Raw genomic sequence first — 20,675 nt, 5'->3', positions numbered from 1 at the left:
TTCCTGAGCTGCTGCGGCAGACCGAGGACGCGCGCCTCGGCCTGCTGTCGGCCCCCATCATCCAGGGCTGCCTGCGCGGGGACGTGTCTCTTCCCAGCTATGTGGCCTTCCTCACGCAGGCCTGGCACCACGTCAGGCACACGGTGCCGCTGCTGCAGGCCTGCCGGGCCGCGCTGCCCGCGCGCCATGCCTGGCTGCGCGGCCCGCTGGACGAATACATCGAGGAAGAACAGGAGCACGACGAGTGGATCCTGGACGACCTGCGCGCCTGCGGCGCCGACGCGCAGGCGGTGCGCACGGGCGAGCCCGGCATCCCGGTGGAGGTGATGGTGGCCTACGCCTACGACACGATCGCGCGGCGCAACCCGCTCGGCTTCTTCGGCATGGTCCACGTGCTGGAAGGCACCAGCGTGAACCTCGCGCTGCTGGCCGCCGACCAGATCCAGAAGCCGCTGGGCCTGCCGGATTCCGCCTTCAGCTACCTGCGCTCGCACGGCACGCTGGACCGCGAGCACACCGCCCATTTCGAGGTGCTGATGAACCGGATCGAGGACCCGCGCGACCAGGCCGACATCGTGCATGCGACGCGCGTGTTCTACCGCCTGTACGGCGATGTGTTCCGCGGCCTGCCGCTGCCGCAGGCGCAGGACGCGCGCCGGCCGGAGGCCATGGCATGAAGCCCGCCGTCGCACGCATCCTGCTCACCGGCGCCACCGGTGGCATCGGCCGCGAGGCGGCCGGGGCCTTCCTGCGAGCGGGGGCGCGGCTCATGCTCACCGGGCGCTCGCCGCAGTCGCTGGCCGCACTCGCGCGCGAGCTGCGCGACCGGCACGGCCTCGCCGAACAGGACCTGCCCTGGGTGGTGGCCGACCTGCGCGAGCCGCGCGAACTGGAACGCCTGGCCGAACATGCGGCCGGCTGGCAGTGCAACGTGCTGGTGCACGCGGCCGGCGCGCCGGCCTTCGGCGCGCTGCACGCGATCGACGCCGCCACCATGGCCGCGGTGATGCAGACCAACCTGATCGCACCCATGCAGCTGACGCGGGCGATGCTGCCTTCGCTGCGCCGCCAGCCGGGCGCGCAGGTGCTGTTCGTGGGCTCGGTGCTGGGCGCGATCGGCCTGCCCGGCTACAGCGTGTACAGCGCCAGCAAGTTCGGCCTGCGCGGCTTCGCCGAGGCGCTGCGGCGCGAGCTGGCCGACACCGAAGTGAAGGTGCAGTACCTCGGCCCGCGCAGCACGCAGACCGCCTTCAACGGCGCCGACGTGCAGGCCTACAACCAGGCCACAGGCACCGCCATGGACAGCGCGGCCAGCGTGGCTGCCGCCCTGCTGCGCATGCTGGAGGACGAAGAGGCCGAGCGCTTCCTCGGCTTCCCCGAACGACTCGGCGTGCGCCTCAACGGCCTCGTCCCCACGGCCATGGACGGCAGCTTCCGCCGCCACGGCCGCAGCCTCGCCACCCTTGCCACCTTGCCGGAAAGGACCGGATCCTGATGATCGCCCAACTCTCCAACGCATCCCGCCGCGTGCTCCTCGTGACGGCGCTCGCCTTCGCCATCCCCTTCGCCTGGGCCGCGCCCGTGGACGACGCGGTCGCCGAGCTGCAGCGCGAGTGGGAAGTGACCCGCTACCAGGCACCTCCTGCCGAGCGGCAGAAACGCTTCGAAGCGCTCGCGGCCCGTGCGCGCCAGGTCAGCGAAGCCCACGCGGGCCGCGCCGAGCCGCTGGTGTGGGAAGGCATCATCGTCAGCTCGCTGGCCGGCGAGAAGGGCGGCCTGGGCGCGCTGTCGCTGGTCAAGCAGGCCAAGGCGCTGTACGAGCAGGCGATCCAGATCGACGGCAACGTGCTCGATGGCTCGGCGTACAACAGCCTGGGCGTCCTGTACTACAAGGTGCCGGGCTGGCCGGTGGGCTTCGGCGACAAGAAGAAGGCGCGCGAGCTGCTGCAGAAGGCGCTGGCGATCAATCCCAAGGGGATCGACCCGAACTACTTCTTCGCGGAGTACCTCGTGGAGTCCAAGCAGGCGGAGGAAGCGGTTCCTTATCTCGAGCGCGCCTTGCAGGCGCCGCCGCGTCCGGGCCGGCCGATCGCGGACCAGGGGCGGAAGGAAGAGGCGAAGGCCTTGATGGAGAAGGTCAAGGGGCATTGACGCACGAAGACGGCATGGAGTCGTCGTAGGCTGGCGGTCCGCGCGAAGCCGGACCCCAGCGGTGCGCGAAGCGCTGGGGTTCGCTACGCGCTCACCCCAGCCTACGATTGGCCGGCCCTACCTCTCGTACGTCACGAAACTGAAGCGCACGCCCCCGCCGACACATGCCGCTCGCGCGCCGTCTCGCGCCAGCCAGTCCCGAGTTCCGGCGCGTGCACGTCGCCTTCGTAATCGGCATCGATCTCCGTCACCACGGCCACATCCGCGCGCGGCATCGCCAGCCGGAAGATTTCCGCGCCGCCGGTGACCCACACGGTGTGCGCGCCCGCGCACAGCGCCAGCGCCTCGTCCAGCGTCCCCGCCCGGTCCGCGCCCGGCGCGTGCCACTGCGCATCGCGCGTGATCACCACGTTGCGCCGTCCCGGCAGCGGCCGGAAGCGCGGGGGCAGCGAGTCCCAGGTCTTGCGGCCCATGAGCACGGGCGCGCCCATGGTCGTGCGCTTGAAGTGCGCCAGGTCCTCCGGCAGGTGCCAGGGCAGCACGCCCTCGCGGCCGATCACGCCGTTGCGGGCGCGGGCGTAGATCAGGCCGACGCGCATCGCCGCGTCACACCGCCACCGGCGCCTTGATGGCGCCGTGGCACTGGTAGTCCGCCACCTCGAAGTCCTCGAAGCGGTAGTCGAAGATGGAGGCCGGCTTGCGCTGGAAGTTCAGCACGGGATAGGGGTAGGGCGTGCGGCTCATTTGCAGCTCCACCTGCTCGTGGTGGTTGCTGTAGATGTGGCAGTCGCCGCCGGTCCAGACGAAGTCGCCCACGCCCAGGTCGCATTGCTGCGCCATCATGTGCGTGAGCAGCGCGTAGCTGGCGATGTTGAAGGGCACGCCCAGGAAGATGTCGGCGCTGCGCTGGTACAGCTGGCAGGACAGCTTGCCGTCCGCCACGTAGAACTGGAAGAAGGCGTGGCAGGGCGCCAGTGCCATCTTGGGCAGGTCGGCCACGTTCCAGGCGCTGACGATGATGCGGCGCGAATCCGGATTCGTCCTGATGGTCTTGACCGCCTCGGCGATCTGGTCGATGTGCCCGCCCCGGGCGTGGGCCAGCTGCGCCACTGCACGCCGTACACGGGCCCAAGGTCGCCGTCCTCGCGCGCCCACTCGTCCCAGATCGTGACGCCGCGCTCGCGCAGCTTGTTGTTGTCGCTCGAGCCTTCCAGGAACCACAGCAGCTCGTGGATGATGGACTTCAGGTGCACCTTCTTTGTGGTCACCAGCGGGAAGCCCTCGTTCAGGTCGAAGCGCATCTGGTAGCCGAAGACGCTGCGCGTGCCGGTGCCGGTGCGGTCGGTCTTGGGCGTGCCATGCGTGTACACATGGCGCATGAAGTCTTCGTACTGCGAGCGGACGGGGCGGGTCGTCGTCATGGCGCGATTATCGGGGCTGTCAGGCGAGGAGGACCTTGCCGGGATTCATGATGCCCTGCGGATCCAGCGCCTTTTTCACGGCCTGCATCATCTTCAGCGCCACCGGCGACTTGTAGTGCGGCAGCTTGCCGACCTTGAGCGTGCCGATGCCATGCTCGGCGGAAATGGAGCCGCCGAACTTGCGCACCTGGTCGAACACCAGGGCGTTGACGCGCTCCTCCTGGTCGCGCAGGAAGGCCTGCATGTCGCCGCCCTCGGGCGCCTGCACGTTGTAGTGCAGGTTGCCGTCGCCCAGGTGCCCGAAGTTCACCAGCCGCACGCCGGCGATGTCCTTCTTCAGCAGTGCGTCGGTCTCGGTGCAGAAGGCAGGGATCTTCGACACCGGGATCGAGATGTCGTGCTTGATGTTGAGGCCTTCCTCGGCCTGCGCCAGCGGGATGTTCTCGCGGATGTGCCAGAGCGCGCGCGCCTGCGCGATGTTCTCGGCGACCACGGCGTCGGTGGCGCAGCCTTCCTCCAGCGCTGCTTCCAGCAGCCGCTCGAACTGCGCCCGGGCATGTTCCTCTGACTCCTGGTCCGCGTTCTCCAGCAGCACGCAGTAGGCCGACTCCTGCTGGAAGGGCACGCGCAGCTGCGGCATGTGCTTGACCACCAGGCCGAGCGCGAACTGCCCCATCACCTCGAAGCCGGTGAGGCCCGCGCCCAGGTGCTTGTGCGCCAGCCCGAGCAGCGCCAGCGCCGCATCCATCGAGGGCACGGCGGCCCAGGCGGTGAGCGTCGCCTTGGGCAGCGGGTAGAGCTTCAGGGTCGCGCCGGTGATCACGCCCAGCGTGCCCTCGCTGCCGATGAACAGGTCGCGCAGGTCGTAGCCGGTATTGTCCTTGCGCAGGCCCGACAGGCCGTCCCACACCTCGCCCTGCGCGGTGACCACTTCCAGTCCCAGGCACAGCTCGCGCGTGTTGCCGTAGCGCACGACCTGCGTGCCGCCGGCGTTGGTGCCCAGGTTGCCGCCGATGGTGCAGCTGCCCTCGGCGGCCAGGCTCAGGGGAACAGGTAGCCGGCCGCTTCGGCGGCATCCTGCACGTTCTGCAGGATGCAGCCGGCATCGACGGTGATGGTCAGGTTGCCGGCGTCCACTGCGCGCACACGGTTCATGCGCGTGAGGCTCAGAACGATGGCGCGGCCCGAATCGTCGGGGGTGGAGCCCACCACCATGCCGGTGTTGCCACCTTGCGGCACGATGGGGGTCCCGGCGGCGGCGCAGGCGCGCACCACGGCCGCGACCTCCTCGGTGGATCCGGGGCGCACCACGGCCAGCGCCTTGCCGCGCGAGCGGCGGCGCCAGTCCATCTCATAGGCGCTCAGGTCGCCTTCGGTCAGCACGTTGCCGGCGCCGACGGCGCTACGCAGTTGGGTGATCAGTTCGTTCATGTTTCGCATTTCGCAGGCGCAGCCACACGTGCAGGGAGCAGGCGATGAAAAGGGTGAGCGTGAGCACGATCTCCAGCGCGGCCGGCAGGCCCTCGTTGGCGCGCACCACGCCTTCCATGAAATAGGGCCACACCAGCAGGCTGACCCAGCGATAGGTGTACATGCGGCGCTTCAGCAGGCCGGCGACGGGGATGCACAGTGGCAGCACCTTGATCACCCACAGGCTCGGCTTGGGCGGAAGCCACAGCTCCCAGGCGAGGCACACCACGATGAGTCCCAGGAGGCTGGAGACGGCGATCCAGCGTGTGGCTTCCACAACGGGCGGGACGGAGATGGCTTCGGAGGACTGCATGGCCAGTGGCATCATAGCGAGCGATGAATGTTCGCCAGAACCTGCGCCAGCTGTTTGAGGACCTCGCGCGCTTTCCCTGGCTTTCCACGGCCCTGACCCTGCGCGAGCGTTTCCGCGAAGACCGCCTCGGCCTGTCCGCCAGCAGCCTGACCTTCACCACCACCATCGCGCTGGTGCCCTTCTTCACGGTGGCGCTGGCCGTGTTCACCGCCTTCCCGATCTTCAGCAAGCTGCAGACCAACCTGCAGCAGTGGCTGGTGGCCAGCCTGGTGCCGGACGCCATCGCCCGCCAGGTGCTGGGCTACATGACGCAGTTCGCGGGCAAGGCCAGCCGCCTCGGCGGCGTCGGTCTCGCGGCGCTGGTGGCCAGCGCGCTCGCGCTGGTGCTGACCATCGACCGCACGCTCAACGGCATCTGGCGCGTGAGGCGCTCGCGCCCGCTCGGGCAGAAGGTGCTGATCTACTGGGCGGCGATCACGCTCGGGCCCTTGCTGCTGGCGGCCAGCCTGGGCACCACCTCGTACGTGATCTCGGCCAGCCGCGGCCTGGTGTCGGCGATCCCGGGCGTGGTCTCCTTCCTGCTCAATTCGGTCGAGTTCGTGCTGCTCGCCGGCGCGCTGACCGCGCTCTACCGCTACGTGCCCAACACGCCCGTGCGGCGCTCGCATGCCCTGGTCGGCGGCGTGTTCGCGGCCGTGGGCATCGAGCTGGCCAAGCGCCTGCTGGCCTGGTACCTCGGCCTCGTGCCGACCTACTCGGTGGTGTACGGTGCATTCGCCACCGTGCCCATCATGCTGGTGTGGATCTACATCGCCTGGCTGATCGTGCTGTTCGGCGCGGTGATCGCGGCCTATCTCCCCAGCCTGCTGGCCGGCCCGCGCCGTCGCGGCGGTGGCCATGGCTGGCAATTCCAGCTGGCACTGGAAGTCCTGAAGCACCTGCACGAGTCCCGCAAGGGCGCGCGCCGCGGGCTGAGCGCGATGGAGCTGGCAGATGGGATGGAAGTGGACGTGCTGCAGCTGGAGCCGGTGCTGCAGACGCTGGTGCAGCTGGACTGGATCGGGCGGCTCAACGAGATCGAAGACCAGGACGGCACGCGCTATGTGCTGTTGGCCGACGAACAATCCACCGCGCTGGAGCCGCTGATGCGGCACCTGCTGCTGCCGGCGTCGGAGGCGACGGCGAAGTTGTGGCAGACGGGGCGCTTGTCGGCGGTTTATCTGAAGGATGTCCTGTAGGCTGGTGGTGAGCCGCAGGCGAACCCCAGCTTGCTCGGAGTCGCCGACCGCTGGGGTTCGCCTTCGGGCTCACCACCAGCCTACGAAAACCGGCTGTCACACGATCGAGAACGGCGCCTCCAGGAACCCCCGAAACCGCGCCCGCCCACCCCGCGTCGGCGCTTCCGTCAAGCGATAGTGCGGGAACCGCGCCAGGAAGCGCCCGATCGCCACCCGACCCTCCAGCCGTGCCAGGCTCAGCCCAGCGCACTGGTGGATGCCGAAGCCGAAGGCCAGGTGCCGGTTGTTCTCGCGCGCGAGGTCCAGCACGTCCGGATGCTCGAACTGCGCCGGATCGCGGTTCGCCGCGCCTATGCACAGCGTCACCAGCGCGCCTGCCGGCAGCTGCACGCCGCCGACTTCGCAGGCCCGCAGCGCCCGCCGGTTCCCCAGCTGGTTGGACGACTCGAAGCGCAGGAACTCGTCGACCGCCAGCGTCATCGCCGGCTCCAGCGCATCCCAGTCGGGCTGCCTGCCGATCGTGCGCAGCAGCCTGTCCTTCTCCTGCGGCCACTCTTCCAGGGCGACCAGCGCATTGCCGATCAGGTTGGTGGTGGTCTCATGGCCGGCGTTGAGGATGAACACGCAGTTCTGCAGCAGCTCGGTCTCCGACAGCTTCTCGCCGGTGGACTCGCCCTGGATCAGGCGCGTCAGCACGTCGTGCTCCGGGTCGCCCGGGTTGCGGCGCCGGTCCGCCACCAGCACGCGCAGGTAGTCCAGGAATTCGCGCACGCTGCGGTTGCCCAGTTCCTCCTGCTCCTTCGTGAGCCTGGGCTCCAGCGCGCCGAGGATGGCGAGCGACCAGGCGCGCAAGGGCCCGCGCTCCTCGTGCGGCACCGCCAGCAGGTTGCCGATGATCTCCACGGGAATGGCGGAGGCGAAGTCCTCGACCAGGTCGCCGCCGCCTTTCGCCTCGATCGCGTCCAGCAGCGACTCCACCAGCAGGATCAACCCCGGCTCCATCTCCGCGATCGCGCGCCGGGTGAGGGCACCCATGATCAGCTTGCGCACGCGCGTGTGCAGCGGCGGGTCGTTGAACACCAGGCTGGTCGTGTGGTGCTCCAGCAGGGGCGAGCCCGCGCCGTACTTGGGCGTGAACTCCACCTTCTTGTCGGAGCTGAACACCTGCGCATCGCGGTACACCGCCACCAGGTCGGCGTAGCGCGTGAGGAACCAGGAGCCGTCCGGCATGCGCTTGAGCGGCTCGCTCTCGCGCAGCGCCGCGTACACCGGGAAGGGGTTGGCGTAGAAGTCCGGGGGCAGGGCGCGCAGGTCGAAGGACGCCGCGATCTCGCGCGCGCGTTCGACCGCCATCGGGGGCGTGACCTGCACCGCTTCAGCCCTTGAGGAAGTCGCGCAGCGCGAACAGCACGGCGTCCGGCGCCTCGGTCATCATCTGGTGCCCGGCCTCCACCATCACGGTCTTCGCGTTGCCCGCCTTCTGCCGCAGGGCCTGGGCCGCCTTCGGGGGCGCCATGGCATCGCTCTTCCCGAGCAGGAACAGCACCGGGCACTTCACTTTCTCGATCGCCGCCTCGCCGCCCGCATAGCTGTCGCAGGCCACGAAGCCGCGGTGGAACACATTGACCTTGGTGTTGCTCGCCAGCACCCGGCGCATCAGCGCGCGCGAGCCGCCGTGCAGCCAGGTGCCCGGACCCAGCGAGGAGGGCGGCGGCGCCATCATCGAGTGCGAGTACACGTTGACCATGTCGATGGCCTTCATCGGCGCGTTCTGGGAGTTGTCCAGCAGGGCAGGCGTGACCTTCATCGGGTAGGCGAAGCCCACCAGCGCCAGGTGCGTGATGCGCTCGGGTGCGCGCGCGCGGCGGCTTCCAGCGCCACCAGCGAGCCGAAGCTGTGGCCCACCAGCGCGGCCTGCTGCACCTGGGCGGCATCGAGCAGCGCCAGCACGAAGTCCGCCGCTTCCTCCACGCTCTTCGGCGGATCGCCTTCGCTCTTGCAGTGGCCCGGCAGGTCCAGCGCCAGCACGTTCCAGCCGTGGTGCGCGAAGTAACGGGTCTGCAGGATCCAGACGCTGTGGTCGTTCAGCACGCCGTGGATGAAGACCACGGTGGGTTGTGCGGCGGCTAAGGGTTTTGCGCCGGTGTAGCAGAAGGTCTTGGCGCCGTTGACGGTCAGTTGCATGCCCATGGCTTCCTCACGCTTTCTCGGCGGCCTTCAGCGCCCGCTTCAGGTCGTCGATCAGGTCGTCGGGATCCTCCAGGCCGATCGACAGCCGGATCGTCCCGGGGCCGATGCCGGCGCTGCGCAGCGCCTCGTCGGTCATGCGGAAGTGCGTGGTGCTGGCCGGGTGGATCACCAGCGAGCGGCAGTCGCCGACGTTGGCCAGGTGGCTGAAAAGCCTGAGCGTCTCGATGAACTTCTTGCCCTGTTCGCGGCTGCCCTTCATGTCGAAGCTGAACACCGAGCCCGCGCCCCTGGGCAGCAGCTTTCTGCGCCAGCGCGTGGCTGGGGTGCGATTCCAGCATCGGGTGGCCCACGCGTTCGACGAAAGGCTGCGATGCCAGGAACTCCACCACCTTGCGGGTGTTGCTCATGTGCTTTTCCATGCGCAGCGGCAGCGTCTCGATGCCCTGCAGGATCAGCCAGGCCGTGTGCGGGCTCATGCTGGCGCCGAAGTCGCGCAGGCCCTCGCGGCGCGCGCGCAGCAGGAAGGCGCCGACGGTCGATTCGTCGCTGAACACCATGTTGTGGAAGCCCTCGTAGGGCGCGGTCAGCTCCGCGAAGCGGCCCGAGCGCTCCCAGTCGAAGCTGCCGCCGTCCACCACCACGCCGCCGATCACCGTGCCGTGGCCCGAGAGGAACTTGGTGGCCGAGTGGTAGATCAGGTCCGCGCCCAGGTCGAAGGGCTTCATCAGGTAAGGGGTGGTGAAAGTCGAATCCACCAGCAAGGGCAGGCCCGCGTCGTGTGCGATCGCCGACACGGTGGGGATGTCCAGGACGTCCAGCCCCGGGTTGCCCACGGTCTCGCCAAAGAGCAGCTTGGTGTCGGGCCGGATCGCGTTGCGCCAGCCGTCGATGTCGCCGGGCTTGACGAAGGTGGTGGCGATGCCGAAGCGGCTGAGCGTGTAGTGCAGCAGGTTCTGCGAGCCGCCGTAGAGGGCGGTGCTGGCCACGATGTGCGAACCCGCCCCCATCAGGGTGGCGATCGCCAGGTGCAGCGCCGCCTGTCCGCTGGCGGTGGCGATGGCGCCGATGCCGCCTTCCAGCGCCGCCACCCGCTGCTCCAGCACGGCATTGGTGGGGTTGCTGATGCGGGAGTAGACGTGACCCGAACGCTCCAGGTTGAACAGCGCCGCGGCATGGTCGCTGGACTCGAACACGAAGGACGTGCTCAGGTGGATCGGGACGGCGCGGGCGCCGGTGGCGGGGTCGGGGGCGGCGCCGGCATGCAGGGCCAGCGTGTCGAAACCGGGGTCTGAATAACCGGGCATAGGGCGGTTCCCTCCTCTGGTGGAACTGGTCGGGATTGTGGGCTATATTCTTTACGACCCGGCCCGCGGTTCCGCGTTCGGCCGGTCCAAGGAGACGGCCATGAAAGTCAGCGACATCCTGCGGGTGAAGGGCAACACCCTCTACACGGTGGGCCCCGGAGAGCCACTGGCGCGCGCCATCGACATCATGGCCGAAAAGGACATCGGGTCCCTGGTGGTGATGGAGCACGGCGACCTGGTGGGCATGCTCACCTTCCGCGAGGTGATCCAGTGCATCGTCGCCAACCAGCATATCGTCGGCCAGACGGTGGTGCGCACGGCGATGGACGACCATCCGCTCACCTGCACGATGGAAACCGAGCTGGACGAAGTGCGCCGCATGATGCTGGAGCGCCATGCGCGCTACATGCCGGTCATGGACAAGCGCATGCTGATGGGCGTGATCAGCTTCTACGACGTCGCCAAGGCGGTCGTGGACAGCCAGAACTTCGAGAACCGCATGCTCAAGGCCTACATCCGGGATTGGCCGGCCAGCGAGGACTCGCAGCCGACCGCGTCGCTGTAGCCAGGAAAAAGGGGCGCCGCGGCGCCCCTTCGCTTTCCCCGCTCAGGCCACCGGCGGCGGCCGCGTGGCCTCGGCCAGCAGCACCGGCTCGCGCGGCTCCGCCCGCTGCTCGGGCTTCCTGCCGCCGAACATCTTCACCAGGCCCCAGATCGCCGCCCCGGCCACGACGAGGAGCACCTTGGCGAACTTGGCCAGGAAGGCCAGGATCACCGCGAAAAACCCCAGCTTCTTCGCCGCGGCGCCGGCCACCAGTGTGGCCAGCCCGTAGGCAGCCACCTTGTCCGTGGAGCTGTCGAAGTCGGCATAGCGCTTGCCCTCCAGGTAGTCCAGGGCGCCCAGCAGCTTCAGGGCGTCCGGGCGGTACTTGCCCAGCTTGTCGAGGTCGGTGATCAGGTTCAGGCTGATGTAGCCCTCGCGGCCCAGGGCGTAGGTGTTGTAGTTGACGCCCTGGTCGGCGCTGGCGCCGGTGCCGCGCTCGCGCGAGGAAGCCGACCACACCAGGCGGTGGGTGGCGCTGTCGTAGCGCGGCGCCTCGGCCCAGCCGACCACCTCGATGGCCGGGAAGCCGCGCTTGGTGCGTTCCGCATTGGCCGCTTCCGTGCCTTCGCGCAGGCTCTGCAGCAGGTCGTCCGGCTTCCAGTCGCGGGCGTCGTCGTCCTTGACGTAGCCTTCCTTGACGAACTTGATGGCCACGAACCAGGGCTCGTTGGCCGCCGGGAACACGATGCCCACCAGGCGCTCGTCGCTGCGGTTGCCCATGGCCTGCATGACCTGCGCGGCCGCCGGCATGGGGATGTACAGGTAGCCCTCGGGCAGCCTCATCGTGGCCTGGTCGCGCAGGCTCACGTTGGCCGGGCCGACCACCTTGGCCTTGTCGGCGGCCTCGAAGGCGGCCTTCTGCTCCGCCTCGTGGTTCGGGGACTGCGCGATCGCGGCGCCGGCCGCGAACAGGAGCGTGGCAGCAAGCGCCCGCAGCGTTGTGGGTCTCATGGTTCCCTCCGTGCCGGCCACTCTGGGGGAGGGGCTGGGCGCGGCAAGCCGCAAGGGGACGAATGGGATAATCCCGACCCATGAGCGGCAACACTTTCGGCACCTTGTTTGCGGTCACCAACTTCGGCGAATCGCACGGGCCGGCGATCGGCTGCGTGATCGACGGTTGCCCGCCCGGCATGGAGCTGTCGGAAGCCGACATCCAGCCGGACCTGGACCGGCGCCGGCCGGGCACCAGCCGCCACGTCACGCAGCGGCAGGAAGAGGACAAGGTGGAGATCCTCTCCGGCGTCTTCGAGGGCAGGACCACGGGCACCGCCATCTGCCTCCTGATCCGCAACACGGACCAGCGCAGCAAGGACTATTCGGAAGTGGGGCAGAAGTTCCGGCCCGGCCATGCCGACTACACCTACCTGCAGAAATACGGCCTGCGCGACCCGCGCGGCGGCGGCCGCTCCTCGGCGCGCCTGACGGCGCCCATGGTGGCCGCGGGTGCCGTGGCCAAGAAGTGGCTGAAGGAAAAGCACGGCACGGCCTTCCGCGGCTGCATGCAGCAGATCGGCGACATCGTCATTCCCTTCGAGAGCTGGGAGCACGTGCCGAACAACCCCTTCTTCGCGCCGGTGGCGGACGTGTCGGCGCTGGAGGCGCACATGGATGCCTTGCGCAAGGCGGGCGACTCCTGCGGCGCGCGCATCCGCGTCACGGCCACCGGCATGCCGGTGGGCCTGGGCCAGCCGCTGTTCGACAAGCTCGATGCCGAGATCGCCTACGCGATGATGGGCATCAACGCGGTCAAGGGGTGGAGATCGGCGCCGGCTTCGCCAGCGTGGCCCACCGCGGTTCCATGCACGGCGACTCGCTCACGCCCGGCGGCTTTGCCAGCAACAACGCGGGCGGCGTGCTCGGTGGCATCAGCACCGGCCAGGACCTGGAAGTCTCGATCGCGGTCAAGCCCACCAGCTCGATCATCACGCCGCGCGACAGCATCGACATCCACGGCCAGCCCACGCAGGTGGTCACCAAGGGCCGGCACGACCCCTGCGTCGGCATCCGCGCCACGCCGATCGCGGAGGCGATGCTGGCGCTGGTGGTGATGGACCTGGCGCTGCGCCACCGCGCGCAATGCGGCGACGTCGAGACGCCGCTGGCCCCGATCGCCTCCTCCTTCCTCTGAATGGCGCGTCCCCCGGAGGTGGCGGGCCCGCGCCAGCTGGTGCCGTTCGCGGCGCTGTCGGCGACCTACTTCGCCCACATCGGCTTTTTCAATCCCTACCTGCCGCTCTGGCTGAAGTCGCTGGGGCTGCCGATCACGGTGATCAGCCTGCTGGCCTCGGTGCAGTCGCTCACCCGGGTGTTCGCGCCCTATGCCTGGGGCGCCTTGAGCGACCACACGGGCGAGCGCGTGAAGCTGCTGCGCATCAGCGCGCTGGTGGCGCTGGCCGCGTCGGCGGGCTTGTGGTGGCCGGGCGGGGCGTGGTGGATCGCGCTGGTGCTGCTGCTGCTGTTCACGCACACCAGCTCGATGATGTCGCTGACCGAGGCGGCGATGGCGCACCTGGTGGCCGGCGACTGGGGCCGCTACGGCCGCGTGCGCCTGTGGGGCTCCGCGGGTTTCATGGTCACGGTGTTCGCGGCGGGCGCCTGGTTCGAGCGCTTCGGCATGGGCAGCTTCCCGGCCTGGACCGCGGTGACGCTGGCCGGCGTGCTGGCCTGCACCTGGTGGCTGCCCAACGTGAAGGAGGCCGCCCACCACGCGCAGGTCGAGCGCGAACCGATCCTGCCGGTGCTGCGCCAGCCGGCCGTGCGCTGGTTCTTCGCCTCGCTGCTGTTCCACGTGATGGCGCACTTCGCCATCTACGGCTTCTTCTCGCTCTACCTGGACAGCCTGGGCTACAGCAAGGCCACCATCGGCGCGCTGTGGGCGGTGTCGGTGGTGGTGGAGATCGCCTGGTTCTACGTGCAGGGGCGCTTCATAGGCCGCCTGAGCATGGAGAAGTGGCTGGTGGTGTGCGCCGTGGCCACCATCTTGCGCATGGCGATGACGGCGGGGCTGGGCGGCTGGCTCGCCGCGCTCTACCTCGCGCAGACGCTGCACGCGCTGAGCTTCGCCACCCACCACACGGCCTGCATCGCCATGGTCAGCAAGCACTTCCCCGGCCGGATGCGCGGGCGTGGGCAGGCCCTGTTCACGGTGATCGGCTACGGCTTCGGCGGCGTGGCCGGCGTGCTGGCCGGCGGGGCGATCGCGGACCGCTGGGGCTTCGAGCTGCTCTACGCGGCGGCCGCCGTGCTGGGCCTGCTGGCCCTGGGCTGCGCCTGGCGGGTGCGGCGGCTGGAAAGCCGCGCCGCCCCCGTCTGACGCCGGGTCGGGATGCCCGGTTCCAGCAGGAATTCGCTTCCCGCCCCACAATGGCGCGGATGACAAGGGCCGCCCGCCTGCTCCGCTACCTCTGGCCCGTGCCTTACACGGCGCTGGGCCTGCTGCTGGGCGCCGTGGCCATCCCGTTCGGTGCGACCGCGCGGCGCCACCATGGCGTCATCGAGATCTGCGGCGGCAGCTTGGGCCGGCAGCTGGCGCGGCTGCCCGAACCGCTGCGCTTTTCGGCGATGACGCTGGGCCACGTGATCCTGGCGGTGGACCGCTCTGCGCTCGGCCAGCTGCGCCTGCACGAGCACGTGCACGTGCGCCAGTACGAGCGCTGGGGCCCGCTGTTCCTGCCGGCCTACCTGGGCTCCAGCCTGCTGCAGCTGCTGCGGGGCCGCAATCCCTACCGCGAGAACCACTTCGAGCGCCAGGCCTACGCCGTGGTCGCCGCCAGGCGGCGCGTCACCCGCCAAAGCTCCCGCGGCTGAGCTCCCCGGGGGCTGCACGGCGGCGCGTTTCGCGTCATCATTGCAGCCCGGCCCAAGGAGAGTTCCACATGGACAACAACACGAGCCCTGCTGCCAGCCCCCGCCTGATCGACCTGACCAGCCAGACCGACGTACAGTTCTGGTGCCGCGTGTTCGACGTCAGCATGGACCAGCTGCGCGATGCCGTGCACCATGCCGGCCACCAGGTCGAGGAAGTGGAACGCTACCTGCGCCAGAAGAAGATCCACGCCCGGTGAGGCGAGCCGCCGGCGCCGGCCGGCACGATGAGGAGGAGTGATGCAGTACACGCGCCTGGGCCGCACGGGCCTGAAGGTTTCCCGCATCTGCCTGGGCATGATGACCTATGGCACGCCGAAGTGGCGCCCGTGGATCCTGGACGAGGAAGCGTCGCGGCCGCTGGTGCGGCATGCGGTGGAGCTGGGCATCAACTTCTTCGACACCGCCGACCTGTATTCGGGCGGCCAGAGCGAGATGCTCACCGGCAGGTTCCTCCGCGAGTTTTGCCAGCGCGAGGAAGTGGTCGTCGCCACCAAGCTGTTCTACCCGGTGGACCTGGACTTCAAGGGCGGCGCGGCGCTGGGCGTGAAGCCGCCGCAGCGTCCCAACGCCGACGGCCTGTCGCGCAAGCGCATCTTCCACGCCGTCGACCAGAGCCTGCAGCGCCTGGGCACCGACTACATCGACCTCTACCAGATCCACCGCTTCGACTACGGCACGCCCATGGAGGAGACCATGGAGGCGCTGCACGACGTGGTGAAGTCGGGCAAGGTGCGCTACCTGGGTGCGAGCAGCATGTACGCCTGGCAGTTCGCGCGCATGCAGCAGATCGCCAGGGAGCGCGGCTGGACGCCCTTCGTGAGCATGCAGAACCACTACAACCTCGCCTACCGCGAGGAAGAGCGCGAGATGATCCCGCTGTGCCGCGACCAGGGCGTGGGCCTGATCCCATGGAGCCCGCTGGCGCGTGGTTTCCTCGCGGGCAACCGCAAGCGCGAGGACAAGGACAGCGGCGAGACCTCGCGCGCGAAGACCGACGACATCGCGCAGAAGTACTACTACCGCGACAGCGACTTCCAGGTGGTCGAGGCCCTGTCGGCGCTGGCGCAGAAGCGCGGCGTCACCAATGCCACGCTGGCCTATGCCTGGCTGCTGCACAAGGGCGTGACGGCGCCCATCATCGGCGCCAGCAAGCTGCACCAGCTGGACCAGGCCGCGGCGGCCGTCGACCTCGTGCTGGACGAGGAAGAAGTGCGGCAACTGCAGGCGCCCTACGAGCCGCATCCGGTCATCGGCCACGTGTAGGCATCTTCCGACGCGTCGGTCCGCCCTTGTCGGCGGCGTGGCCTGCGGTGCGCGCCGCACGATGGAGGTTTGCACAGGACGCCTCCCATGAACAAGCCAAAGGCCAAGGACAAGGGCCGCGCACCGGCCAATGAAGCCGCCGCCGAAAAGCAGCGCGCGCTGCAGCGCGAGCAGGACCGCAAGGAACCCGCCGAGGGCGGCTCGGGCGACAAGGAGAAGGTGCCGCCCCAGACCAGCAGGCAGAAGTACCCGAGCGAGCTGCCGGCCCAGCACCTGGTGAAGCCCGGGCTGGAAGCGGACATGGAGCTCAAACCGCAGTTCCTGGCGCCGGAGTACGAAGGCAGCGGCAAGCTCAAGGGCATGGTGGCGCTGATCACCGGCGGCGATTCCGGCATCGGCCGGGCCGTGGCGGTGCTCTATGCGCGCGAAGGAGCCGACGTCGCGATCGTCTACCTCTCCTCGCACGAGGACGCCGAGGAGACCAGGCGCCACGTCGAGCGCGAAGGCCGCCAGTGCCTGCTGATCGCGGGCGACGTGAAGGACCCCAAGTTCTGCCAGGAGGCCGTCGACCGGACGGTCAAGGAATTCGACGGCCTCGACATCCTGGTGAACAACGCCGCCTTCCAGGAGCATGCGCACAAGCTCGAGGACATCACCGACGAGCGCCTGGACGAGACCTTCAAGACCAACATCTACGGCTACTTCTACATGGCGCGCGCCGCGCTGCCGCACCTGAAGAAGGGCTCCTGCATCATCAACACCGGCTCGGTGGTGGGCCTGCGCGGCAGCCCGCAGCTGCTGGACTATTCGGCCACCAAGGGCGCGATCCACGCCTTCACCATGTCGCTCGCCTCCAGCCTGCTGGAGAAGGGCATCCGCGTGAACGCGATCGCGCCCGGCCCGGTGTGGACGCCGCTCAACCCGGCCGACCGCAGCGCCGAGGAGATCACGGAGTTCGGCAAGCAGACCGACTTCAAGCGGCCGGCGCAGCCCGAGGAGCTTTCACCGGCCTACGTGTTCCTGGCCTCGCCGGTCTGCGCGAGCTACATCACGGGCATCGTGCTGCCGGTGACGGGCTCGGTGGGGTCTTGATGGGGCGTCATTCCCGCCTGTGCGGGATTGGCGAGAATAGGGCCATGCCTACCCCCTGCACATCGACTTCGTTTCCGACGTGGCCTGCCCCTGGTGCGCCGTCGGCCTGGCCGCCCTCGAACGCGCGATCGACAAGCTCCAGGGCGAGGTGGAAGTCGCCATCGACTTCCAGCCCTTCGAGCTGAACCCGCAGATGGGCCCCGAGGGGCAGGACGTGGGCGAGCACCTCGCCGCCAAGTACGGCTCCACCCCCGAGCAGCAGGCGCAGGCCCGTGCCGGCATCGCCGCGCGCGGTGCGGCCGTCGGCTTCACCTTTCCGCAAGGAAGGGCGCGGGCGCGTGTGGAACACCTTCGCTGCGCACCGGCTGCTGATGTGGGCGGGCGAGCAGGGTGCGAAGCAGCAGCGCGACCTGAAGATGGCGCTGCTCAAGGCCTACCACGGCGAAGGCCGCAGCCCGGCGGACCATGCGGTGCTGCTGGAAGTCGTGGAGTCGGTGGGCCTGGACCGCAAGCAAGCGCAGGAGGTGCTGGAGAGCGGCCGCTACACCGACGAAGTGCGCGCGCGCGAACGGCAGTTCCAGCAGATGGGGATCAGCGCCGTGCCCTCGGTGATCGTGAACGACCGCCACCTGATCCAGGGCGGCCAGCCGCCGGAAGTGTTCGAGCAGGCCTTGCGGCAGCTCGCGGCGCAGTCTTCCGCGGCCTAGTGCCCGCCGGCCGCGCGCGCCAGCGCGACGCAGTAATCGAGCATCGCCTCGGTCTCCATCGCCTTGTCGAAGACGCCGTCGGCGCCCATCTCCTCGCAGCTGCGGCGCACCTGCGGGTCCGCCGTGCCGGTGAGCACCACCATCTTCTGCGTGGCGGGCCGGGTGCGCAGCGCCTGCAGCACGCCGAAGCCGCTGCCGCCGCCGGGCTCCAGCACCAGGTCGACGATCGCGATGTCCCACTGGTTGACCGGGTTGCGCAGCCAGGCCGTCGCCGCTTTCTCGTTGGTCGCCCAGCCCGTGGCCTCGATGCCCGCCAGCTCGGAAAGCGCTTCGACCAGGCTCTCCCGGATGGAGTCCTGGTCCTCCACGACGAATGCCTTCAGCGCCAACAGCTTCTCCTCGGCCAGCGGTGCCGGGCCGCTGTCGAGGGATTTTGCACTGAAGCACACCCGCGCGAGGGGGCGCGCGCGGACGGAAGTTTGCGCTCCGTCAGCCAGCCTGCACCTGGATGCGGCGCGGGCGAGCCTCCTCCGCCTTGGGGATGGTCAGGCGCAGCACGCCGTCGCGCAGCTGCGCCTCGATGCGCGAGGGGTCGAGTTCGCGGCTCAGGGTGAACTGGCGCCGGTAGGCCGGGCATTGCGCCTCGCCGTACACCAGCTCCATGTTCTCGGGACCGCTGGTCACGGCGGTGGCCTCCAGCAGCAGGTTGTCGCCGTCCACCCGCACGTGCAGCTGCTCGCGCGGCACGCCGGGCAGGTCGGCCAGCAGCGTGATGGACGAATCGTTCTCGTACACGTCCACGGGCGGCACCACGAAGCGCTCGGGTGCGGTGTCCTGCGTGGCGGAGGTGGTGGAAGAAGAAGTGGCCTGGACCTGGTTGTTCATGACGGTCTCCTTCAATTCACTTCGATGCGGCGCGGCAGCGAGGACTCCCGCTTGGCCACGCTGATGCGCAGCACGCCATCGCGGTAGTTCGCCTGCACGCGGGCGGGGTCGGCGTCCTCCGGCAGGCTCACCACGCGGCGGAACTTGCCGCTGAAGCGTTCGTTGGCGTAGACGCTGGTGCGCTCGCCCGCGGGCGGCAGCTCGGTCTGGCGTTCGCCCGCGATCACCAGCAGCCCGCGGTCGACCGTGATCTCCAGCTTCGAGGGATCGAGCCCGGGCGCCAGCGCCTGGATCTCGACGCTGCCCGGCGTGGTGCCCACGTTGAGCACCGGGAAGCCCGCCCCCGAGGAACGGATGCTGGAGCGTCCGGTGGGGAACACCTGGTCCAGCAGGGTCTGCATACGGTTGAGGTCCGCGAACAGGTCCGCGGAGGATCTGAACATGGTTGTCATGTGCCTTCTCCTTGTCAGCGCGTCGGCGATCCCGAATTAGGGGCGGCCGCGCGGGCTTTCAAGGGGGTGCGGCAGGGGGAGCGGGACTTGACGAACGTCAAGCAAGCGGGTCGTTTACCGAAGTTTCGTACGTTACCGCACCGAGGCGAGCCCATACTGAGAACGCGCATAGGCGAATGCTTCCAGGGAAGGAAAACGATGATGCCCCGCGACAACGGCCTGCTCGGCAGCCTGCCCCTTCCCGATTTCGAACAGGTCGCACCCCACCTGCAGCCCTGCGTGCTGCGGCAGGGCCTGGCGTTCGGCGAAAGCGCCGCGTTCGACCGCCACCTCTGCTTCATCACCCGCGGCATCGCCGCGACTTCCTCCCTGCTGGAGAACGGCGACACCATGATGGTTGCGCTGGCGGGCCGGGAGGGCGTCGTCGGCATTCCGCTGCTGCTCGCGGGGCCCGGCGCGCACGACCGGGCCACCGTGATTGCGGCAGGCCAGGGCTGGCGCCTGAACGTCGACCTGGTGCGCGACGACCGGCACCGCTTCGCCGCGTTGCGGAGCCTGCTGCTCGCCTACACGCAGGCGCTGATTGAGCAGATCGCGCAGGGCGCCGCGTGCAACCGGCATCACTCCCTGGAGCAGCGCCTTTGCCGCTGCATGCTGGAGTGCATGGACCGCCTGCCCGGCAATGACATCGCCGTCACGCACCAGTCCGTCGCCGAGATGCTGGGCGCGCGCCGGGAAAGCGTGTCGGAGGCGCTGGGGCGGCTGGAGGCGGGCCGCCTGGTCCATTGTGGCCGCGGCCACATCACCGTGCTGGATCGCCCGGGCGTGCAGGCGCGCGCCTGCGAGTGCTACCGCGCCGTCAGGGACGCGCACCGGCGCCTGCTGTGGCCGCGCGAGCGCGAAGACGCGGACCGGATGGTGGCGGCCTGAGCCGCGCCACTTCTCATGGGCCGCTCCAGCGCGCCATCAGCACCGGAACGGACGAGGCGAGCAGGGCGACGCCGCTGGCCGCCAGCAGGCCCAGCACCAGCTTGCGGAAGGCCAGGTCGCTGATGCCCAGGTAGATGCGCGTGCCCAGCAGCACCGGGATCACCACGGCCGGCGCGACGATCGCCAGCAGTGGCAGCATGTGGGGCTCGATGATGCCGGTGGCCAGGTAGCTGGCGAAGGTCACCAGCTGCATCGCCAGGTTGAAGTTCTGGATGATGGCGCGCTGCCGGTCCTTGTCGAAGCCGCGCACCGTGCACCACAGCGTGGGCACCACGCCGGTGAAGCCGCCCAGGCCGCCCATCACGCCGCCGGCCGCGCCGGCCAGCGTGTCGCCCGCAAGGCCGCCGTTCACGCGCGGCAGCCGGCTGGCGAAGAACATCAGCGGGCAGACGACCCCCAGCATCAGGCCCAGGAGCGCCTTGAACATCGGGACGTCCAGGCGCGGCAGCAGGTAGAGGCCCAGCGGCAGTCCGGCCAGGCCGCCGGCCAGGAAGGGCAGCAGCGCCTTGAAGTCCCAGCCGCGGCGCACGGTGAAGGCGGCGAGCAGCTGGCCGACCAGCGCGCCGAACACCGCGAGCGAGGCGGCCAGCTTCGGGTCCAACGTCCAGGCCCACAGCGCCATGGCGGTGAGGCCGAAGCCGAAGCCCGAAAGGCCCTGGACGAAGCCCGCGAGGGCCGCGCCGAGGGCCACGACGAGGATCAGTTCCACGTCATCCCCGCGAAGGCGG

The 20,675-nt window shown here is 69.5% G+C and carries 19 protein-coding genes and 6 pseudogenes; 13 read left to right on the top strand and 12 right to left on the bottom strand.

Annotated features, from left to right (window positions below):
• Nucleotides 1–8 precede the first annotated feature (8 nt).
• The 3 genes from HK415_RS11455 to HK415_RS11445 are packed head-to-tail and all read left to right on the top strand — an operon-like array spanning nucleotide 9 to nucleotide 2,151.
• Nucleotides 9–677: an iron-containing redox enzyme family protein gene (locus tag HK415_RS11455; RefSeq protein WP_253262180.1), complete on the top strand. Its 669-nt coding sequence runs from the start codon at nucleotides 9–11 to the stop codon at nucleotides 675–677.
• Complete coding sequence (locus tag HK415_RS11450; protein ID WP_171559181.1) at nucleotides 674–1,495, top strand: SDR family oxidoreductase; 822 nt, start codon at nucleotides 674–676, stop codon at nucleotides 1,493–1,495. Before HK415_RS11455 ends, HK415_RS11450 begins: the two co-directional genes overlap by 4 nt.
• Complete coding sequence (locus tag HK415_RS11445) at nucleotides 1,495–2,151, top strand: TRAP transporter TatT component family protein (RefSeq protein ID WP_171559177.1); 657 nt, start codon at nucleotides 1,495–1,497, stop codon at nucleotides 2,149–2,151. Before HK415_RS11450 ends, HK415_RS11445 begins: the two co-directional genes overlap by 1 nt.
• A gap of 117 nt (nucleotides 2,152–2,268) precedes the next feature.
• Here the strand turns inward: HK415_RS11445 and HK415_RS11440 are convergent.
• The 4 genes and pseudogenes from HK415_RS11440 to HK415_RS11425 form a co-directional block, all read right to left on the bottom strand.
• A pseudogene (locus tag HK415_RS11440) lies at nucleotides 2,269–2,750 on the bottom strand (dihydrofolate reductase).
• 7 nt (nucleotides 2,751–2,757) lie between these two features.
• Nucleotides 2,758–3,530, bottom strand: a pseudogene (locus tag HK415_RS11435) (thymidylate synthase).
• Between the two features lie 61 nt (nucleotides 3,531–3,591).
• Nucleotides 3,592–5,003: pseudogene (locus HK415_RS11430) on the bottom strand (FAD-binding oxidoreductase).
• Nucleotides 4,975–5,367: a DUF2069 domain-containing protein gene (locus HK415_RS11425; protein ID WP_171563358.1), complete on the bottom strand. Its 393-nt coding sequence runs from the start codon at nucleotides 5,365–5,367 to the stop codon at nucleotides 4,975–4,977. The pseudogene HK415_RS11430 and the gene HK415_RS11425 overlap by 29 nt, the downstream one beginning before the upstream one ends.
• An 11-nt stretch (nucleotides 5,368–5,378) precedes the next feature.
• Between HK415_RS11425 and HK415_RS11420 the strand changes: the two genes are divergently transcribed.
• A complete protein-coding gene (locus tag HK415_RS11420) occupies nucleotides 5,379–6,593 on the top strand; it encodes a YihY family inner membrane protein (RefSeq protein WP_171559169.1) in 1,215 nt (404 codons plus the stop codon).
• Between the two features lie 96 nt (nucleotides 6,594–6,689).
• Here HK415_RS11420 and HK415_RS11415 read toward each other — a convergent pair whose 3' ends face one another.
• The 3 genes and pseudogenes from HK415_RS11415 to HK415_RS11405 form a co-directional block, all read right to left on the bottom strand.
• Nucleotides 6,690–7,946, bottom strand: a complete 1,257-nt coding sequence (locus HK415_RS11415) for a cytochrome P450 (RefSeq protein ID WP_171563356.1) — start codon at nucleotides 7,944–7,946, stop codon at nucleotides 6,690–6,692.
• A 22-nt stretch (nucleotides 7,947–7,968) separates the two neighbouring features.
• Nucleotides 7,969–8,777, bottom strand: a pseudogene (locus tag HK415_RS11410) (alpha/beta fold hydrolase).
• The gene (locus HK415_RS11405; RefSeq protein WP_444965407.1) at nucleotides 8,768–10,087 is read right to left on the bottom strand and encodes an O-acetylhomoserine aminocarboxypropyltransferase; all 1,320 of its coding nucleotides are present in this window, start codon (nucleotides 10,085–10,087) and stop codon (nucleotides 8,768–8,770) included. Before HK415_RS11405 ends, HK415_RS11410 begins: the two are co-directional and overlap by 10 nt.
• 100 nt (nucleotides 10,088–10,187) lie before the next feature.
• Here HK415_RS11405 and HK415_RS11400 point away from each other — a divergent pair, with 100 nt between their 5' ends.
• The gene (locus HK415_RS11400) at nucleotides 10,188–10,652 is read left to right on the top strand and encodes a CBS domain-containing protein (RefSeq protein WP_171559165.1); all 465 of its coding nucleotides are present in this window, start codon (nucleotides 10,188–10,190) and stop codon (nucleotides 10,650–10,652) included.
• 42 nt (nucleotides 10,653–10,694) lie between these two features.
• Here the strand turns inward: HK415_RS11400 and HK415_RS11395 are convergent, their stop codons facing one another.
• On the bottom strand, nucleotides 10,695–11,642 hold the full coding sequence (locus HK415_RS11395; RefSeq protein WP_171559161.1) for a DUF2167 domain-containing protein: 948 nt from the start codon (nucleotides 11,640–11,642) through the stop codon (nucleotides 10,695–10,697).
• 80 nt (nucleotides 11,643–11,722) lie between these two features.
• Here HK415_RS11395 and aroC point away from each other — a divergent pair.
• From aroC to HK415_RS11360, 7 genes and pseudogenes are all read left to right on the top strand, one after another.
• Nucleotides 11,723–12,819, top strand: a pseudogene (gene aroC / locus HK415_RS11390) (chorismate synthase).
• On the top strand, nucleotides 12,820–14,004 hold the full coding sequence (locus HK415_RS11385; RefSeq protein WP_171559158.1) for an MFS transporter: 1,185 nt from the start codon (nucleotides 12,820–12,822) through the stop codon (nucleotides 14,002–14,004).
• Between the two features lie 59 nt (nucleotides 14,005–14,063).
• Nucleotides 14,064–14,498, top strand: a complete 435-nt coding sequence (locus HK415_RS11380) for a hypothetical protein (RefSeq protein WP_171559153.1) — start codon at nucleotides 14,064–14,066, stop codon at nucleotides 14,496–14,498.
• A 68-nt stretch (nucleotides 14,499–14,566) separates the two neighbouring features.
• Entirely contained in the window at nucleotides 14,567–14,755 is a 189-nt protein-coding gene (locus HK415_RS11375) for a DUF3606 domain-containing protein (protein ID WP_171559150.1), read from the top strand.
• Nucleotides 14,756–14,795: 40 nt separating this feature from the next.
• Nucleotides 14,796–15,821, top strand: coding sequence for an aldo/keto reductase (locus HK415_RS11370; RefSeq protein WP_171559146.1), 1,026 nt, complete (start codon nucleotides 14,796–14,798; stop codon nucleotides 15,819–15,821).
• Between the two features lie 87 nt (nucleotides 15,822–15,908).
• A complete protein-coding gene (locus HK415_RS11365) occupies nucleotides 15,909–16,913 on the top strand; it encodes an SDR family oxidoreductase (RefSeq protein ID WP_171559142.1) in 1,005 nt (334 codons plus the stop codon).
• 55 nt (nucleotides 16,914–16,968) lie between these two features.
• Nucleotides 16,969–17,620 (top strand): annotated as a pseudogene (locus HK415_RS11360) (DsbA family oxidoreductase).
• Here the strand turns inward: HK415_RS11360 and HK415_RS11355 are convergent.
• The 3 genes from HK415_RS11355 to HK415_RS11345 form a co-directional block, all read right to left on the bottom strand.
• The gene (locus tag HK415_RS11355; RefSeq protein ID WP_171559138.1) at nucleotides 17,617–18,009 is read right to left on the bottom strand and encodes a response regulator transcription factor; all 393 of its coding nucleotides are present in this window, start codon (nucleotides 18,007–18,009) and stop codon (nucleotides 17,617–17,619) included. The pseudogene HK415_RS11360 and the gene HK415_RS11355 overlap by 4 nt on opposite strands.
• Before the next feature lie 100 nt (nucleotides 18,010–18,109).
• A complete protein-coding gene (locus tag HK415_RS11350) occupies nucleotides 18,110–18,505 on the bottom strand; it encodes an Hsp20/alpha crystallin family protein (RefSeq protein ID WP_171559135.1) in 396 nt (131 codons plus the stop codon).
• 11 nt (nucleotides 18,506–18,516) lie between these two features.
• Nucleotides 18,517–18,957 carry an Hsp20/alpha crystallin family protein gene (locus tag HK415_RS11345; protein ID WP_216369775.1) on the bottom strand — a complete coding sequence of 147 codons (441 nt, stop codon included), beginning with the start codon at nucleotides 18,955–18,957 and terminating at the stop codon, nucleotides 18,517–18,519.
• A gap of 87 nt (nucleotides 18,958–19,044) precedes the next feature.
• Here HK415_RS11345 and HK415_RS11340 point away from each other — a divergent pair, with 87 nt between their 5' ends.
• Nucleotides 19,045–19,887: a Crp/Fnr family transcriptional regulator gene (locus tag HK415_RS11340; protein ID WP_171559130.1), complete on the top strand. Its 843-nt coding sequence runs from the start codon at nucleotides 19,045–19,047 to the stop codon at nucleotides 19,885–19,887.
• A 13-nt stretch (nucleotides 19,888–19,900) separates the two neighbouring features.
• On the opposite strand, the gene HK415_RS11335 is transcribed toward HK415_RS11340, so the two are convergent.
• Nucleotides 19,901–20,656, bottom strand: coding sequence for a sulfite exporter TauE/SafE family protein (locus tag HK415_RS11335; RefSeq protein WP_171559126.1), 756 nt, complete (start codon nucleotides 20,654–20,656; stop codon nucleotides 19,901–19,903).
• Nucleotides 20,657–20,675 lie beyond the last annotated feature (19 nt).

It is taken from the genome of Ramlibacter montanisoli (genome assembly GCF_013087525.1).
In the GTDB taxonomy this organism is placed as follows: domain Bacteria; phylum Pseudomonadota; class Gammaproteobacteria; order Burkholderiales; family Burkholderiaceae_C; genus Ramlibacter; species Ramlibacter montanisoli.
This window is presented reverse-complemented; position numbering and strand designations above follow the sequence as displayed.